At 63.1% G+C, this 17,059-nt stretch carries 12 protein-coding genes, 1 tRNA gene and 2 pseudogenes; 9 read left to right on the top strand and 6 right to left on the bottom strand.

What is annotated here, in order from left to right:
• Positions 1-95 precede the first annotated feature (95 nt).
• A complete protein-coding gene (locus tag PMI02_RS00820) occupies positions 96-2,351 on the top strand; it encodes a TonB-dependent receptor (RefSeq protein ID WP_007677332.1) in 2,256 nt (751 codons plus the stop codon).
• A gap of 156 nt (positions 2,352-2,507) precedes the next feature.
• Here PMI02_RS00820 and PMI02_RS00815 read toward each other — a convergent pair whose 3' ends face one another.
• Positions 2,508-4,220: a flotillin family protein gene (locus PMI02_RS00815; protein ID WP_007677330.1), complete on the bottom strand. Its 1,713-nt coding sequence runs from the start codon at positions 4,218-4,220 to the stop codon at positions 2,508-2,510.
• 37 nt (positions 4,221-4,257) lie between these two features.
• Positions 4,258-4,875: an OB-fold-containig protein gene (locus PMI02_RS00810; protein ID WP_007677328.1), complete on the bottom strand. Its 618-nt coding sequence runs from the start codon at positions 4,873-4,875 to the stop codon at positions 4,258-4,260.
• Between the two features lie 315 nt (positions 4,876-5,190).
• Here PMI02_RS00810 and PMI02_RS28285 point away from each other — a divergent pair, with 315 nt between their 5' ends.
• The 3 genes and pseudogenes from PMI02_RS28285 to PMI02_RS00800 all read left to right on the top strand — a co-directional run bounded on the left by PMI02_RS28285 (position 5,191) and on the right by PMI02_RS00800 (position 7,624).
• On the top strand, positions 5,191-5,583 hold the full coding sequence (locus PMI02_RS28285) for a transposase (protein ID WP_007677327.1): 393 nt from the start codon (positions 5,191-5,193) through the stop codon (positions 5,581-5,583).
• Positions 5,584-5,609: 26 nt separating this feature from the next.
• Positions 5,610-5,981, top strand: a complete 372-nt coding sequence (gene tnpB, locus PMI02_RS00805) for an IS66 family insertion sequence element accessory protein TnpB (protein WP_007677326.1) — start codon at positions 5,610-5,612, stop codon at positions 5,979-5,981.
• Between the two features lie 41 nt (positions 5,982-6,022).
• Positions 6,023-7,624, top strand: a pseudogene (locus tag PMI02_RS00800) (IS66 family transposase).
• Between the two features lie 98 nt (positions 7,625-7,722).
• On the opposite strand, the pseudogene PMI02_RS00795 reads toward PMI02_RS00800, so the two are convergent.
• Positions 7,723-8,970: pseudogene (locus tag PMI02_RS00795) on the bottom strand (tyrosine-type recombinase/integrase).
• Between the two features lie 161 nt (positions 8,971-9,131).
• Positions 9,132-9,205: transfer RNA gene (locus PMI02_RS00790), tRNA-Cys, on the bottom strand.
• 208 nt (positions 9,206-9,413) lie between these two features.
• Here PMI02_RS00790 and PMI02_RS00785 point away from each other — a divergent pair.
• Positions 9,414-9,947, top strand: coding sequence for a molybdenum cofactor guanylyltransferase (locus PMI02_RS00785; protein WP_007677308.1), 534 nt, complete (start codon positions 9,414-9,416; stop codon positions 9,945-9,947).
• A gap of 96 nt (positions 9,948-10,043) precedes the next feature.
• On the opposite strand, the gene PMI02_RS00780 is transcribed toward PMI02_RS00785, so the two are convergent.
• Positions 10,044-10,778, bottom strand: a complete 735-nt coding sequence (locus tag PMI02_RS00780) for a winged helix-turn-helix transcriptional regulator (RefSeq protein WP_007677306.1) — start codon at positions 10,776-10,778, stop codon at positions 10,044-10,046.
• Between the two features lie 151 nt (positions 10,779-10,929).
• Positions 10,930-12,129 (bottom strand): LL-diaminopimelate aminotransferase, encoded by a 1,200-nt coding sequence (locus PMI02_RS00775; RefSeq protein WP_007677305.1) that lies wholly within the window; start codon positions 12,127-12,129, stop codon positions 10,930-10,932.
• Between the two features lie 192 nt (positions 12,130-12,321).
• Here PMI02_RS00775 and PMI02_RS00770 point away from each other — a divergent pair, with 192 nt between their 5' ends.
• From PMI02_RS00770 to PMI02_RS00755, 4 genes are all read left to right on the top strand, one after another.
• Entirely contained in the window at positions 12,322-14,184 is a 1,863-nt protein-coding gene (locus tag PMI02_RS00770; RefSeq protein ID WP_007677304.1) for an alpha/beta hydrolase, read from the top strand.
• A 143-nt stretch (positions 14,185-14,327) separates the two neighbouring features.
• Positions 14,328-15,431: a phasin family protein gene (locus PMI02_RS00765; protein ID WP_238538932.1), complete on the top strand. Its 1,104-nt coding sequence runs from the start codon at positions 14,328-14,330 to the stop codon at positions 15,429-15,431.
• Between the two features lie 120 nt (positions 15,432-15,551).
• On the top strand, positions 15,552-15,953 hold the full coding sequence (gene clpS, locus PMI02_RS00760; protein ID WP_007677302.1) for an ATP-dependent Clp protease adapter ClpS: 402 nt from the start codon (positions 15,552-15,554) through the stop codon (positions 15,951-15,953).
• 203 nt (positions 15,954-16,156) lie between these two features.
• The coding region (locus PMI02_RS00755) for an LptF/LptG family permease (RefSeq protein ID WP_007677301.1) at positions 16,157-17,059 on the top strand (903 nt) is incomplete at its 3' end.

Genomic DNA, 17,059 nt, shown 5'->3' with positions numbered 1-17,059 from the left:
CCGCAAGGGCGGCAAGGAAGGACTATGCGCGTCGCCCGGATGTCGATCCGGGCGCCGCCGATACAACGACAACAAAAAAGGGGAGATAATCCACCATGAAAAACGGCCTGCTGCTCGCCGCCAGCGTTCTGGCCCTGTCTGCATCGCCAGCCCTGGCGCAGTCGACGTCTTCGTCCGAGGCACAGGCGGAGGAGAAGACGGTCGGGATCGGCGAGATCATCGTGACCGCCCGCCAGCGCTCGGAATCGCTCCAGACCGTTCCCGTCGCGGTAGCGGCGATGGATGCCGCGATGATCGAACGCAGCTTCATCCCCGACGTCGATTCCATCGAAAAGTTCATGCCCAACGTGGAACTGGGCCGCCATCCCTTCACTGGCGGTGGCATGTCCGCCTCGATCCGGGGCATCAGCTTTGGCGATCTCGACCGCGCCTTCGAACCGGCGGTGGCCGTCTCGGTCGACGGGGTTTTCCTGGCTTCCAACACCGGCGCGATGATGGACACTTTCGACATCGAGGCGATCGAGGTCCTGCGCGGCCCGCAAGGCACCTTGTTCGGCCGCAATACCATCGGCGGCGTGATCAGCATCAAGCGCACCAAGCCGACGATGGACTGGGGCTTCAAGAGCCAGGTCACGGTGGGCAGCTACGATCTGCGCGAATACAAGGCGATCGCCAATGTCCCGATCGTGGCGGACAAGGTCGGCCTCAAGATCGGCGGCTATCGCGAACGCAGCGACAGTTTTACCCGCCGCGCCAGCGACGGCAAGCGTGAGGACGGCATCGATCGCTATTCGATCTTCGGCGCACTGCGCTTCGCACCCAGCAAGGCTTTCGACGCCACCTTGTCGGTGGATCATATCAAGGACCGCTCGCACTACCCCAGCCTGGTGCCGATTTCCGCCTCGAACCAGACCTTCTGCATCGCCTTCGGCGCCTGCATCGGAACCCAGGGCCAGCAGATTGCCGATAGCGGCAACAAGCTCGCGCTCGACGATTACCCGTTCTACGCGCGGCTGGAGCATACCGCCGTCACCCTGAATGCCAAGCTCGACGTGATCGACGGCATTTCGATCGAATCCATCACCAACTACACCAAGCAGAAGGACGGCCTCGACATCGAGAACACCGGCGGCGCCCGGCTGGCGAGCGGCGCCCACATCTTTTTGTCGAAGCGCGACCAGACGGCCAGCCAGTTCAGCCAGGAAGTGCGGGCGATCAGCAATTTCGGTGGCGTGATCGATTTCGTGGCCGGCCTCTATTACATGAAATCCGAGTTCGATCTGGTCCAGACGGTGACGGTTGCGGGCACGCGCTCGCAGTTCTTCGATGCCGGACAGGATCTGAATGCCTACGCAGCCTATGCCGAAGCGTACATCGAACCCGTGGACCGGCTGCGGCTGACCATCGGCGGACGTTATACCCACGAGGAGAAGGACTTCTACATCCGCTTCCGCAACCCGGCGAGCGGCGTGATCACCGGACAGTGCCCCGATGCGGCGTCCCCATATGCACCGTGCGCCAATTCTTCCGTGACTTTCCGCAAGTTCACGCCGCGCGTCACCCTCGATTTCCGATTCACGCCCGACATCATGGTCTACGCGGGATGGTCGCGCGGCTATCGTTCGGGCGGCTGGAACAGCCGCGCCACCGTGACGACGGCGATCGGACCGTACCAGCCCGAAACGGTCGACAGCTACGAGGCCGGCCTGCGCACCACCTTCTGGGATAACCGCGCCCGCGCCAACATCACCGTCTTCCGCGCCGAGTACCAGAACAAGCAGGAAGAGGTCATCACCGCCTCCCCGATCAACCCGCTGATCACGCAAACGCAGGTGCAGAACGCATCGTCCGCAACGCTGCAGGGCTTCGAGGGCGAATTCCAGCTGGCCCCGACCGACTGGCTGAACCTGCGTGCGGCGGTTGGTTATATCGATGGCAAATACGACGAGTTCCTGTCGGCCGGGGTGGATATCAAGGACCAGCGTAACTTGCGCTATGCGCCGAAATGGTCGGTCAGCTTCGGTGGCGACGCGACGATCCCGGTGGCGGCAACCGGCGGCGAAGTCCTGATCAACGCGAACTACAAATGGACCGACAGGTTCGCCACGTCGATCATTCGGGACACCACCGGCCTCAACCGCGATTTCATCGATGCCTATGGCACGGTGGACGCCTCTATCGGCTACCGGCACGAACTTGACGACCGTAAGACGGTAAGCCTTTCGGCATTCGTCCAGAATGCATTCCACAGCGACGGACGGCTTTATCGCAAGGTCATCACCGGCCCGTTCGCTTTCGCCAGCCGAGAGGTCGCAAGAACCTGGGGGCTCTCGCTCGGTTTTACTTACTGATCCCCTGACCAAGTTATTCGTCAAACGTAACGCGGACCACGGCCCTGCCGGTTCATCATGAGGACCGGCGGGGCTGCGATTAACGATTCCTCGATCCCGGTTTGCGCGAGCGTTCAAGGATAGCGCGCATCCTGAATCGACGCAGATACTTCTGCACTATAAAGGCGATGCTTCGGAACTGGAGGACAATTCTTCCGTAGCTGGAGCTGGCGGGGAAACACTGCCTCCGCCAGCCAACATACCGTTCAGGGATTCCCCGCTCATCCCGAGTTCGGCCATCAACCCATCGATAAGCGGCCCGCCCACCCGGTATCGCAGCGCGGCGGCCACGGCGGCATCCGCAAGGTTTTCGCGGCCGCCACCGCCGGCGCTTTCCGCCGCGCCGTTGCCATGGAGGCCGCGCGCGTCGAGGATGCTGATCCGGTCGATATTCTCCATCGGCTTGCTCGCCGCCGCGATGATCGAAGGCAGCGCATCGAGCATGGCCTTGCGCAGCAGCAGCGCGGTCTGCGCATCGTTGAGCAGATTGGTCGCTTCGTTGATCGCAGCCTGGCCCGCCGCATCGACTTCGAAAGCGGCCTGGCGACCTTGCGCCCGCACCTTCTCCGCGTCCGCTTCAGCCGTGGCCTCTGTCCGTAGCGCAGTCGCCCGCGCTTCGGCCGCTTCCTTCTCCGCAGAGGCGGCCACGGTGATGCCCACGGCTTCCTCCTGCGCGCGCTGGGTGGCGGCGATGACCGCGACGTTCTTGTTGCGGTTGGCGATCTCGGTCGCCTTGGCGGTGGCGACGCTTTCCTCGGCCTTCACTGCCAGCGCGCGCGCCTCGTTCGCGGCGGCAGTCGCGGTCGATTCCTCCTCGGATTTCTGCGCCGTCTGCACCGCGGTGGTGATGCGGGCGATCTCGATCGTGCGGTCGCGCTCGATGGTCGCGGTCTGGATCGCGCCGTCGCGGGCGATGGTCGCGGTCTGGATGACCTTGTCGGCCTCGGTCTGGGCCACGGTCTGGGCCTGGGCAGCGCTGATCCGGGCGATCTCGGCAAGGCGGGTCTGCTCGGCCTCAGCTGTCGCGATCGCGGTCGCCTGCTCGGCGCGGCGAGCGGCCAGCGTCTGTTCCTGGGTCAGGCGCGCCTGCTCGGCGGCTTGGGCGATCTCCAGCGACTGGTTGTTCGCCTCCAGGTTGCGCTGTTCGATCTCGACGCGGTTGGTGGCGACGATGTCGTTGCGGATCTTCTTGCGCTCCTCGATCGTGCGGGTGAGCACGGTCAGGCCTTCCGCGTCGAAGGCGTTGTTCTCGTTGAAGTGCTCGAACGCGGTCTGGTCGAAGTGGGTGATGCTGACCGATTCGAGCTGGAACCCGTTCATGTCGAGATCGGTCATCAGCGCTTCCTGCACCTTCTGGATGAAGTCGGCGCGGTTGGCGTGCAGGTGCTCCATGGTCATCGTCGCCGCGACCGAGCGCAGCGCCGAGACCAGCTTGCCGTCGAGCAACGATTTCACGGCATCGGCGCTGTTGACCGAATCGCCCAGCGTCTGCGCGGCGGCGGCGATCGACTGGGCGTCGGGCTTCACCTTGATGTGGAACAGGCCGACCACGTCGACCCGCAGCTTGTCCAGCGTAATCAACGCGTCCTTGTTGAGGCGCGACACTTCCAGCTTCACCGTCGTCAGGCGCACCTGCATCAGTTCGTGCAGCACCGGGATGACCATGATGCCACCGTTCAGCACGACCTTCTCGCCGCCAAAGCCGGTGCGGATGAGCGCGACGTCCTTGGTGGCGCGCCGGTAGAGGCGGGTCAGGATGATCCCGATCACGACCAGCGCGATCAGGACGATGCCGGCGTAGATCAGGATATTGAGAAGCGATGCAGGCACGATGAAATTCCCCCGGATGGTGCGCTTTTGAGGTGTATCAGATCGGATTCAGGAAGGCGGGCCGGTCGGGCATCGCAAAGAACAGCTTGCCTTCGCGGCGGACCAGCAGCGCGGTCTCGCCGGCCGCGATGGCGTCTTCGTCCTCGTGCGGCTCAACCATGACGAAATGCGCCTGTCCGTGGTGGTCGACTACTTTGGCCCGAGCAGGTGACCCGCGCCGAGCCGTGCCTTCGAGGATCGTACCACGCCGCCGCAGCAGGTCATCGGTGGAAACGACGGTTGTCTCGAAGCCGGGCATGACACGGGCCAGCCCATTTGCGGCAAAAGTATTCAGCACCACCCCGACGAGCAACGCTACCCCTGTTGCAAGGCCTTGGTGCAGTGGCTCACCAGAAAGTGCGGTCGCCGTTTGTTGAACCGCCATGCCGGTCAGCGTGAAGCAGCCAAGCAAAGACGTGAGCCAAATCAGGATAGGAAGCTCGCCGCCCAGCCCCAGCCAGCCAAGCACGCTGTCTCCGGCATCAGGCGGTCCGTCCCCATCGAGGTCGAGATGGCCCAACCCCAGTCCGACGACCTCAATCAAGCCAATCCCGACCATTATCAAAAACGAAAACACGAAGGGAATGTAGGGAGGTGTCAAAATTTGGGCGAACATAAACGATGGTTATCATGCCAAATTCAGCTTGTCAGGTGGAACTGGGCCGGCTCACTCGCTTGACTTTACATTGCGCATCGTAACGCCGAGTTCCGCCCGCAACTGTTCAACCTGTCGGAGTGCATTGTCGTCCCGGCTCAAGCCTGCCTGCAAAAAACAACCTTGAATCGACGCTGTCCTTGAACGTCAATCGGGTTCAATTGCCGACGGTACTGCCCGGTGCCAACACACCAACAGTAAGCGCGAAATTCCGCGCACCTGTTCGGTTGAGTGACGCGGTGTGAAGGATGTGTCCACCAAGGAAGAGGTGGACACATGGAGATGGCACCGATGGGCTCCTATGGGCTCGAGGTTGTAAGGGTGACGAGTAACGGCCGGCGGTATTATGGTCGGGCGGGGAAGTCACGGTTGGTCGAGGCGTGCCTCGCGCCGGGCATATCGGTGGCGAGGTTTGCGCTGGAGCATGGTGTGAACGCCAACCAACTGCGCAAATGGGTCCAGGAAGTATCAGGAGCGGCAGAGTGCGAAGGGGCAGCGGAGCACGGGGCCGTTGCCGGATCCGTCGGCGTTTATCCGGGTGGAGACGTCTCCGGCGCCTGCGGAGCGACACACTGGTGGGATCGCGATCCGGTCTGCGGGATTGGTACCGTCAGTGCGGCTGCAGGCGTCGATGCCAAATGGCGTATCGCTGACGCTGGAGGGGTGTGACGCGCAGTTACTGGTGGTGATGATCGATGCACTGGGGCATTGCAATGTTCCGGCTCGCTGAAGATCTGCGCGTCTATCTCCACCGGGATCCGATCGATTTCCGTTGTGGGATCAACAGCCTTGCGATCCTGGTCGAGCAGTCGATGGGCCTCAATCCGTTCGAGCGCGCGGCGTTCGCCTTCTGCAACCGGCGCCGGACCCGGATGAAGCTCCTGTTCTTTGATCGCTCCGGCTTTGTATTGGTGCTCAAGGCGCTGACGGAGGACAAGATCCGATGGCCCAAACGAGCGGAAACGGTGGTGGCGCTCACCGCGAAGCAATTGCGATGGCTGCTCGACGGGATCGATATTGACGCAATGGTCCCTCATCCGGTGCGGCAATATCAGTTTGTCGGCTGAAGGCTGTTGACGCGGGAGGGGGCTTTCGATTCAAGACTGCGATGGATCGAGGCGGCGTCCCCACTATTGCGGAATTGATGGCGCTTCTGGCGACGAAAGCGGCCGAGGTCGAGACATTGCAGGCCGAGAGAGACGCTCTTGTCCGGCGCATCCTGAAGCTTGAGGAGGAACTGGCGCTGGCGCGGTTGCACCGCTTTGCGCCGCGCAGCGAAAAGCACATGGATCGCGTCTTCAATGAAGCCGAGCAGGCCTCCCTTGAGGACGATGCAGACGAAGATCACGACGATATCGACGAGCCGGGCGCTGCCGATCTTCCCGACACGGGATTGCCGGAGGCGAAAAAACCAGAAGGGAAGAAGCGCGGGCGCAAGCCACTTCCTGCCGGCCTGCCACGCCAGCGCGTCGAATATGACCTCGCCGACGACTAGAAGGTCTGCCCGTGCTGCAGCGAACGGCTGCATCGCATGGGGGAAGTGGTAACCGAGCAGCTTCACATCGAGGTGAAGGCCACGGTCCTGCAGAATGCCCGTGTCAAATATGCGTGCCGCAATTGCGACCGCACCGTGGTCGCCACGCCGATCGTCCTTGCGCCAATGCCCGCTCAGCCCTTGCCGGGGAGCATTGCCACGGCCTCGACGCTGGCCTTTGCCCTTGTCCACAAATACGTGGATGGCACGCCGCTCTATCGTCTGGCGCAAACCTTCGAGCGTGCAGGTGTACCCGTTAGCCGCGGTGCTCTGGGCCATTGGGTGATTGGTTCGAGCGAGAGGCATCTGTATCGCATCTATGACGCCCTGAAGCTGCGGCTCCGGTCCCAAGACGTCATTCATGGCGACGAGACTACGGTTCAAGTGCTGAAGGAAGAGGGCAAGGCCTCTACCAGCACCGCGTATATGTGGGCCTATCGCAGCAGCGAGGACAGCGAATAGCCGATCGTGCTGTTCGACTATCAACCCGGTCGCGGGCAGGAACATCCGCAGGCCTTCCTCGGCGACTATCGCGGTATCCTGATGAGTGACGGCTATACGGCCTGGCACACATTGAAAGGCGCCACGCATCCGGGTTGCATGGCCCACGCCAGACGGCGCTTTGCCGACGCCCTCAAGGCGAGGAAGAAACAAGGCGGGCCGCCCGCACAGGCGCTCAAGTTCTTCGACCAGCTCTACCGGATCGAAAGGCAGGCGCGGGACGAAATACCCGATGAGGGGGAAACGCAGGCCAGCTACATGCGCCGCTTCCGCCAGAAACATAGCGTCCCGGTCCTGGATGCACTCAAGGCGTGGCTCGATGACATCGCACCCAAGGTTTTGCCCGACACCAAGCTTGGTGATGCGGTATCCTACACCCTCAACCGGTGGGAATACCTGACGCGCTACGTCGAAGACGGCAGGATGCCGATCGATAACAATCTTCTCGAACGCGACATCAGGATCTTTGCAACAGGAAGAAAATCCTGGCTTTTCTGCGACACCGTGGACGGCGCACGGGCGAGCGCCGTCACCTACAGCCTGATGCTCACTTGCCGCGCCTCCGGCGTCGAGCCTCTCGCGTGGCTACGCCATGTCCTCACTGAACTGCCCCAGCGACCTCACGACGCCGATATCGAAGACCTGCTGCCATTCAACTTCGAAAGACACGCCTGACCCGCCGACGTCGTTGCGATGGCCTGTCTCGTCCAGCGTCAACTATGATGGCTGCACTGCCTCCGGAAGCAACGTGCTACGAAATGCGCGCTTACCACCTACGAAGCGCTGTGGCCGAAACGAGGTCTCGTGATTTTGGCTCCGCTGCGCATTTGGTCAATGTGATTCGACCAATGCTGCATCATACTCGCCCGCTCGGCCCAATACTGCCCGCGGGCATATGCTCGCCGGATGGAGTTGCCGTCTGCATGCGCCAACTGGCGCTCGATCGCATCCGGATTCCAGATCCCCATTTCGTTGAGCAGGGTTGCCGCCAAGGCTCGAAAGCCATGTGCGGTCATCTGATCCTTTGCGTACCCAAGCCTACGGAGCGCGGCGTTGAGGGTATTGTCGGACATCGGCCGAGACAGGGACCTCAATGACGGGAATAAGAATGGGCTTTAACTCGCGTCATGCTCGATTTCACCGAGAATCTCGATCGCTTGAGCGGACAAGGGTACGGAATGCGCGACGCCCATCTTCATCTTGTGGCCTGGAATGGTCCACACCTTCTTGTCCAGATCGAACTCCTGCCATTCAGCCCAGCGAAGCTCACCAGGGCGGACGAAAACGTGCGCGATTAATCGGAGCGCCGTTCGGGTGAGGGGCATTCCATCATAATCGTCGAGCGCGCGCAGCAGGGCACCTGCCTCATCGGAGGTGGTGATGGCCGCCCGGTGTTTTGTCTTAGGCGTGATGAGGGCCCCACGCAGGTCAGCCGCGACATCTCGCCCAGCCCGGGCACTAACGATAGCGTAGCGAAATACCTGAATGCATGCGGTTCGGATGCGGTTTGCGATATCGTATCGTTTGGTCGCCTCGACCTTCTTCAGGGCAAGTAGTAGTTCCGGCGCTGATATCTCGCCGATCGGGCGTTTGCCGATCGATGGATAGATCTTGCCTAAAAGCCAACGCGCCTTCTTGACGGTCATGGGGGCGGCGCCTTCGGTTTCGATCTTGGCGATCCATTCATCCCCAATGGACTGGAAGGTGTTGCCTGCGGCTAGCGATTTCGCGATCTTTTCCAGCTTCGCTTGTTCAAGCGGATCGATGCCCTTGGCCAGCATGCGCCGCGCCTCCAATAGCATGTCGCGTGCTTCACTCAGCATGACTTCTGGCCAGCGGCCGAAGGACAAGGTACGCTGTTGACCTCCGAAGCGGTAATTCATCCGCCAGTAGCGGACGCCGCTTGGCTTGACCAAAAGGTAAAGTCCATCGCGGTCGGACAGCTTGAAGGCCTTGTCCCTGGGCTTGGCGTTCTTGACCGCGATTGCGGTAAGGCCTTTTGTTCCGGTCGACTCTGCCATTGATGGACCTCCGAGAATCACCGGAAAGGAGTCCATCATCCGGGCCATCAGAGGGCATGGATGCGGCCAAACCTGTCCGGATCGTTGTGGAGATTATACCAGCAAAAACGGCAGAAAACAGCCATTCTCCGGACGTCCGTGGACGCCTCTGGAGAGGGAAATGGAGGCCCGAGCCGGAATCGAACCGGCGTGCGAGGATTTGCAGTCCTCTACGTAACCACTCCGCCATCGGGCCATCCGAGTGGAGGAATGCGCGCCTAGCAATCGATCGGGGGGAGCGCAATGGGTTTTGCGCGGATAGTCGCAAACATATCGTGCCTCGCGGCGATGGCGATCGCCGGACGTGGGAACCGGGCCGTTCGTGGGTGCTTCCTAACGGGACGTGGGCGGCGCTATGCTGGCGGGCTCCCCAAGGTTCTCACCTCTCGCGAAAGGCGTGCCGCATGATTCTCGGAGCTGTACTGGCGGGAGGCCTTTCGAGCCGTTTCGGAAGCGACAAGGCGCTGGCCGAGCTCGATGGGCATACCCTGATCACGCTGGCGGTCGATGCGCTCTCGGGATGGTGCGAGCATGTCGTAGTGGTCGGCCGCGAGACGGCTCCTGCGCCGACGCTGCCCGACTGGCCGCGTCCCGGCATGGGTCCGCTGGGCGGACTGGCGGCGGCACTCCACCTTGCTGAGGACGAGGGCTACGAGGCGGTGCTGACCTGCGGGGTGGACGCCGCGGTACTACCCGGCGACCTGCTGGCGCTGCTGGGCGCGGCGCCGGCCTGCCTGGCAGCGCAACCGGTGATCGGGCTGTGGCCGGCATCTTCGGCGAAGGCGCTGGAAGAACTGCTGCACGGCGAGGGCGTGCATTCGATGCACCGGTTCGCGCAGCTCGTCGGCGCGCGCCGGATCGAGACGGCCGTGCCGATACCCAATATCAACACGCCCGCCGATCTTTCGGCTCTCGCCGGACGCCGCGCCGGCGGCTGATTCGATGCCGATGCCGGCCTACCCCCCGGTGGACCGACATCGGCGCCCGAAAACCCGTGGGTCGCGACGGACTTTCGGGAAATTGGTTAGGGTATGTCAGAGCGTCGCCAGCACGGGCCGGAGCGGGAAGGCGCCGGACGGCGCTAACACGGGCGTGCCGCCCACGCGCCGCTCTGGCGGGCGCAAGCAGTATTCCCCGGCGCAGGCGGTGGCGATCACCCCGGACATGCCCACGAACTCCAGCTTGCGCCGCAGCCGCGACATGTGGACAGCGATGCTGTTGGTCTCGGGCACGAAGCCCATGCGCCATACGTCCTGGATGAGGTTCTGCTTGCTGACCGGTTCGCCCGCTTGGTCCGCCAGCCGCCAGAGCAGCGCGAATTCCCGCGGGTTGAGGTTCAGCGGCTTGCCGTAGCCGTAAGCCTCGCGCGCGAGCAGGTCGAGTTCGAGATCGCCCACCCGGCGGTGCCTTGGCAACCAACGGGTGAGTTCAGCCAGCCTGCTGGCGCGGGCCTCGAATTCACCCGGCTCGATCGCGTCGTTGACGGCCTCGCCGAAGCCCGCCTTGAGCAGTTCGGCACGCTCCGGCGCGGTGGCCGCCCCGATCACCAGGATGAAGCGGCGGACCTCTTCGGGAAACGAGAGGACGTCCTGCCATTCGGCGCTGCCTGGTTCACCGGCACGGGCGAGCACGATGCAGTCGCTCGAAGGGTCGTCCGCTTCCTCGAGTATCCAGCCCGATAGTCTCAGGTCGAAGTGACTGGGGACCCGTCCCGACCCCATCCATCGAAAGCGATGATATGCGCCGCCGCGCAGATGATAGTTCGCCATGTGCCCCCCACGAGCCTTGGTTTTCCAATACGATAGGGGGCAACAATGGCGTTAGTTAGGTCCTAGGGACAACACGTAGAATCTTACAGCCTTACTAAGGCATAAACCTTCGTGTCGCATACAATCCGGTCTTTTGGGGCCTGTATAGGGCTCACGGGGCGGGCGTATTTACACCCATCGAAATGAGATAACGCTTTATGTTGCGAGCCGCCTGCCTCAGCCGTTGCTCGTTCTCGACCATGGCGATTCTGACGAAGCCCTCGCCGTCCTCGCCGTAGCCGACGCCGGGTGCGACGGCGACTTCGGCATGGGTCAGCAGCTGCTTGGAGAACTCTAGGCTGCCCATCTCCTTGAGCGCGGGGGGCAGCGGCGCCCAGGCGAACATCGAGGCCTTGGGCGGCGGGATGTCCCAGCCGGCGCGGCCGAACGCCTCGACCATGACGTCGCGGCGCTTCTGATAGAGTGTGCGATTCTTCTCGACGATGTCCTGCGGGCCGTTGAGAGCGGCGCAGGCAGCCGCCTGGATCGGTGTGAAGGCGCCGTAATCGAGATAGGACTTCACGCGCTTCAGGGCGGCGATCAGCCTGGGATTGCCCACCGCGAAGCCGACGCGCCAGCCCGCCATCGAGAAGGTCTTGCTCATCGAAGTGAACTCGACCGCCACGTCCTTGGCGCCCGGCACCTCGAGGATCGAGCGGGTCGGATTGCCGTCGAAGTACAGCTCCGAATAGGCGAGGTCGGACAGGATCCAGACCTTGTTCTCCTTCGCCCAGGCGACGAGGCGCTCGTAGAAGGCGAGGTCGACCGTCTCGGCGGTCGGATTCGAGGGGTAGTTGACGATCAGGATCGACGGGCGCGGCACCGTGAAGGCCATCGCGCGGTCGAGCGAGTGCCAGTAGCCCTCGTCGGGGGTAGTCGGGACAGAGCGGATCGTGGCACCGGCGATGATGAAGCCGAATGTGTGGATCGGGTAGCTGGGGTTGGGAGCCAGCACCACGTCGCCGGGCGCGGTGATCGCGGTGGCGAGGCTGGCGAGCCCTTCCTTCGAACCCATGGTCATCACCACTTCGGTCTCGGGATCGAGACTGACGTTGAAGCGGCGGCCATAGTAGTTGGCCTGGGCGCGGCGGATGCCGGGGATGCCGGAGGAGGCCGAATAGCCGTGGGCGTCTTCCTTGCGCGCCACTTCACACAGCTTGTCGATGACGTGCTGGGGAGGAGGCAGGTCCGGGTTGCCCATGCCGAGGTCGATGATGTCCTTACCGGCCTGGCGGGCTGCGTGCCTCATCGCGTTCACTTCGGCGATGACATAGGGCGGCAGTCGCTTGATGCGGTAGAACTCGTCTTCCATGACCTCGGATATCCATATGCGTCGCGGCAGGATGGCCGCCGGGCTCCTGTAGGGTATTCCGCGTTCCGCGCAAATGGGGACTGGCGAAAGATCGTTGCGTGTTTTGCCGGGCCGAAGCGTTCGAACGGGGGTCGACAGGCCGCGCGGGGCTAGGCAGAACCAGCCGGCCGATAACCAGGAGAGCGACTGCCCATGGCGACCGACGCCGATCTTTTCAGCGACGTCATGCGTGACCAGATCCAGGGGTTGAGCACCCTGTTCGGGCAGATGGTCCCGGCGGAAGGCTCGCCCGGCGCCGAGGCGACAGTGCAGTGGGCGGAAATTGCGGGGCGCCTGCATTCGATCTGGACCGACTTCCAGGTCGAGCAGCTCGGCAAGGCCAGTGCCGACAAGCCGCCGCACTTCGCCGATCCGGTCAAGTGGATCGCCACGGCCGAAGCGGTGTTCCGCCAGCTGCCGCTCGCCAATCCCGAGGCCCAGCAGAAACTTTGGAACGACGGGCTGGCACTCGCCAATACGGTGTTCGGCCAGTACGGGCTGGGTCTTAAGGCCGATGCGGGAGCGACGGAGGAACAGGAGCTGCCGCGCAGCGACCGTCGCTTCGCCGATCCCGAATGGCGCCGCCAGCCGTTCTTCGCCTTCCTCCACCAGGCCTACCTGCTGATGAGCGAACAGCTGATTGGCATGGCCGACGCGGTCGAGGGCATGGAGCCGGGCCGCAAGGCGCAGCTCAAGTTCGCGACGCGCACCGTGGTCGACGCGCTGAGCCCGGCGAACTTCCCGCTGACCAACCCGGTGGCGCTGGGCAAGGCGGCGGAAACGCGCGGCGAAAGCCTCATTCGCGGGTTCGAGAACCTGCTTGGCGACATGCGCAAGGGGCAGATGAGCCACACCCGCGCGGGCGCTTTCGTGCTGGGGGAGAACATCGCGGTGACGCCCGGCAAGGTCGTGTTCGAGACCCCGCTCTACCAGCTGATCCAGTACACGCCGACCACCGACAAGGTGCTGAAGACCCCTCTGCTGATCTTCCCGCCGTGGATCAACCGCTTCTACATCCTCGATCTCAACGCGAAGAAGAGCTTCGTGCGCTGGTCTGTGGAGCAGGGCATCACGGTATTCATGGTCTCGTGGAAGTCGGCGGACGCCTCGATGGCCGACCTCGTCTGGGACGACTACATCGCGGCCCAGATCGAGGCGGTCGACGCCGTGCGTGGCCGGCTTGACGTGCCCTCGGTCCACACCATCGGCTACTGCGTGGCGGGCACGACGCTGGCGGCAACGCTGGCGGTGCTGGCGCGCAAGGGAGAGGCGCACAAGGTCGCCAGCGCCACCTTCTTCACGGCGCAGGTCGACTTCGAGGAGGCGGGCGACCTCAAGCACTTCATCGACGATCATCAGATCGAGACGGTGGGGCGCCTCTCGCCCGAGGGCTATCTCGACGGGCGCTATCTGGCTGCGACGTTCAACATCCTGCGCGGCAACGACCTGATCTGGAACTACGTCGAGAACAACTACCTCAAGGGCGAGGATTACCCCGCCTTCGACCTGCTCCACTGGAACGGCGACGTCACCAACCTGCCGGCGCGCTGGCACCGCGACTACCTTCGCGACCTCTACCGCGACAACCGTCTGGTCGTCGCCGACTCGCTCCAGGCGGGCGGCACTCCGATCGACCTGCACAGGATCGCCACGCCTGCCTATATCCAGGCGGGTCGCGACGACCATATCGCGCCGCCCTGCAGCGTCTGGAAGCTGACCCGCTATCTCACCGGGCCGGCGACGTTCCTGCTCGCGGGGTCCGGTCACATTGCCGGCGTCGTGAACCCGCCATCCTCGGGCAAGTACCAATACTGGACGAACGACGCCGGCGCCGAGACGCTGGACGACTTCATCGCCGGTGCCAGCGAGCATCCCGGCAGCTGGTGGCCGCATTGGGCCGAGTGGCTGCGCGCACTCGCTCCGGCGGTGGTGCCCTCGCGCGGGAAGCGCAAGCCCGGAGGACGCGGAGACCCTGTCATAGAGGACGCGCCAGGGCGCTACGTGGCTTGTCGCTGACCCCAGAACTTGCGATGATCTGCCCTTCACCGGCGTTCGGCCGCAGGCAATGACACACTGCAGCAATCGAGGGTGTATTAAGCTGCGCAAGTCCCCTGCGCTTACCTCATGGTGCACTGCAGCATTTTTGTGCAACGCAACATATGATAGTTGACTTCGCTTATGCAAAAACCTATTTTGCACCGCAGCAACGGTTTGTGCGAATCGTTGTTAGTTGCCGAAGCGGGCTAAAGCCCAGAGGTTTCAAGTTCTCACCAAGGCTGGATTTTTCAGACATGGCCGACAACGAAGACACAAAGGACAAGCCCGCTGCAGAGCAGGCATCCAAGCCGACGCCGCCCGTAGGGGAGGCGAAAGCCAAGCCTGCGGTCGCCAAGCCTGCCGCGGCAGAAGCAAAGCCGATCGAGACCAAGCCAGCGCCCATCTCCGAAGCGCCGCAGCCGGTCGCCGTGCCACCCGTCAAGGCGCCGGAAGTTGCGGCGAAGCCCGCGCCTGCGGTAGCCAAGGCAGCCGCGCCGGCCGCGAAGGCTCCCCTGGTCGCCAAACCCGCCCCCAAGGCGAAGCCGGCGCCCAAGCCCCAGATCAAGACCAGGCCGCTCGCGAAAGCGAAGCCGAAGCCGGTTGCTCCCGTTGTTCCGGCCATGGTCGTCGCGACCAAGCCGGTCATCAAGGTTGCCAAGGACGTGAAGGCCCCGCTCGCGGCGGCCCCGGTCCCGAAGGCGGCCACTCCCAAGGCGGCACTAAAGACCGCACCCAAAACCAAGCCCGTCTTCGCAGGACTATTCACCAACTTCATGCTCGAGGAAAAAAGTATGGACATGAGCACTAACTTCGCCGGTCTCCAGGACGCGATGACCGAAGCCCAGGCCAAGGCCAAGGCTGCCTTCGAAAAGAGCTCCACGGTGCTCGGCGAAGTGAGCGAATTCACCAAGGGCAACGTCGAAGCCGTCGTCGCCTCGGGCAAGATCCTGGCCGAAGGCGTCCAAGGCATCGGCTCGGAGCTGGTCGCTGAAGGCCGCACCGCGTTCGAAGCCATGACCGGCGACATCAAGGAACTGGCCGCCGCGAAGTCGCCGACCGACTTCTTCAAGCTCCAGGGCGACATGGTCCGCAAGAACTTCGACAGCGCCGTGGCGTACAGCTCGAAGAACAGCGAAGCCATGCTCAAGCTGTTCAGCGACTCTTTCGCGCCCATCTCTGGCCGCATGAGCATCGCCATGGACAAGGCGCGCTCGGTCTCGCTCTGAACCGCGAGGCCTTCCAACCGGCCGGATGAAGCGATTCTTCCGACCGGTGGAGCGCCAAATCCGAGAATATGGACCGGGGCATCTTGTTATCAGGTGCCCCGGTACGATATTCTGGTCATCATGATTCCCCCGATCGCCGATTCCGAACCCCTGATTCTCCTCAGCGCGTCCGTGTGGACCACGGCTGCGGGGAACGATGGCGATTCCGATCGCGGCAGCGGCGACGATCATCAGATCGGCATCGCCACCAAGACCCGCGCCAAGCCCAAGAAGCCGAGCCAGTTCAAAGTGCTCATGCTCAACGACGACTACACCCCGATGGAATTCGTGGTGCTGGTCCTCAAGCGCTTTTTCAACATGGATCTGGAGCAGGCCACACGCGTCATGCTCCACGTGCACCAAAAGGGCGTCGGCGTCTGCGGTGTCTTCCCTTACGAGATCGCCGAAACCAAGGTTAACCAGGTGATGGACTTCGCCCGGCAGAACCAGCACCCTCTCCAGTGCACGCTTGAAAAGGCCTAAGCTTTCCCGCCGGTCCGGCGGAAACCTTGCCCGAACATCGACGTTGTAGACCTTGTCCTCCGGCGAGTTGATGGCGGGCGGCTGCGCGCGGGGATCTCGTCATTTGGCCATGGCACGACAAATCGCTTTGCCCGCACGGCCCCGTCCGTTAAGGGCCGCATGGGGGACGGCTCAGTGACGAAACCGGTCGGAAAGTGCTCTAGTTGAAGTTCATCAACGACATCGACCGGTATATCCTGCGCCTCGTGCTGATGCCGATGTTCGGCATCTTCCTGCTGGCAGCTTCCCTGCTCGTCATGGACAAGATGCTGCGGCTCTTCGATTTCGTCGCGACCGAGGGCGGGCCGATCGGCGTCGTCTTCAAGATGCTGGCGAACATGCTGCCCGAATATGCCAGCCTCGCGATCCCACTGGGGCTGATGCTGGGCATCCTGCTCGCCTTTCGCAAGCTTGCGACCAGCAGCGAACTCGATGTCATGCGCGCGGTCGGCCTCAGCTATACCCGCATGCTTCGCGTGCCCTATATCATCACGCTGGTCCTCGTCGTGGCGAACTTCGCCATCGTCGGCTACCTGCAGCCGCTTTCGCGCTACTACTACGAGGAGCTCAACTACGAGCTGAAGTCGGGGGCGCTTGGCGCCTCGATCAAGGTGGGCGAGTTCACCGCGCTCAAGGACCGCATCGCGCTGCGCATCGACGAGAGCCAGGACAACGGCCAGCGCCTGATGGGCATCTTCGCTCGCGTCTCCAACGAGAAGGGCCAGGTCCTGTCGATCTCGGCGCGGGAAGGGCGTTTCCTCGCGCTGAAGAACCAGCCCGACACCATCATCCTGCGGCTGGAACAGGGCCAGATCATCCAGGACATGCCAGGCAAGATGCCGCGCGTCCTCTCCTTCACGCGCCACGACCTGCCGATCGAGCTTCCTGCTATCGAGAAGTTCCGCCAGCGCGGCGGCCAGGAGCGGGAATACCTCCTGCCCGAACTGATGAAGCTGGGCTGGAACAAGGACATTCCCAAGGAGAACCGCGTCTCCAGCCAGGCGAACTTCAACTACCGCGTGGTCGAGGTGGTGATGATGTTGCTCCTGCCGCTATTGGCGGGGGGG

Origin of the sequence: Novosphingobium sp. AP12, from assembly GCF_000281975.1 — a bacterium.
Classification (GTDB): domain Bacteria; phylum Pseudomonadota; class Alphaproteobacteria; order Sphingomonadales; family Sphingomonadaceae; genus Novosphingobium.
This window is presented reverse-complemented; position numbering and strand designations above follow the sequence as displayed.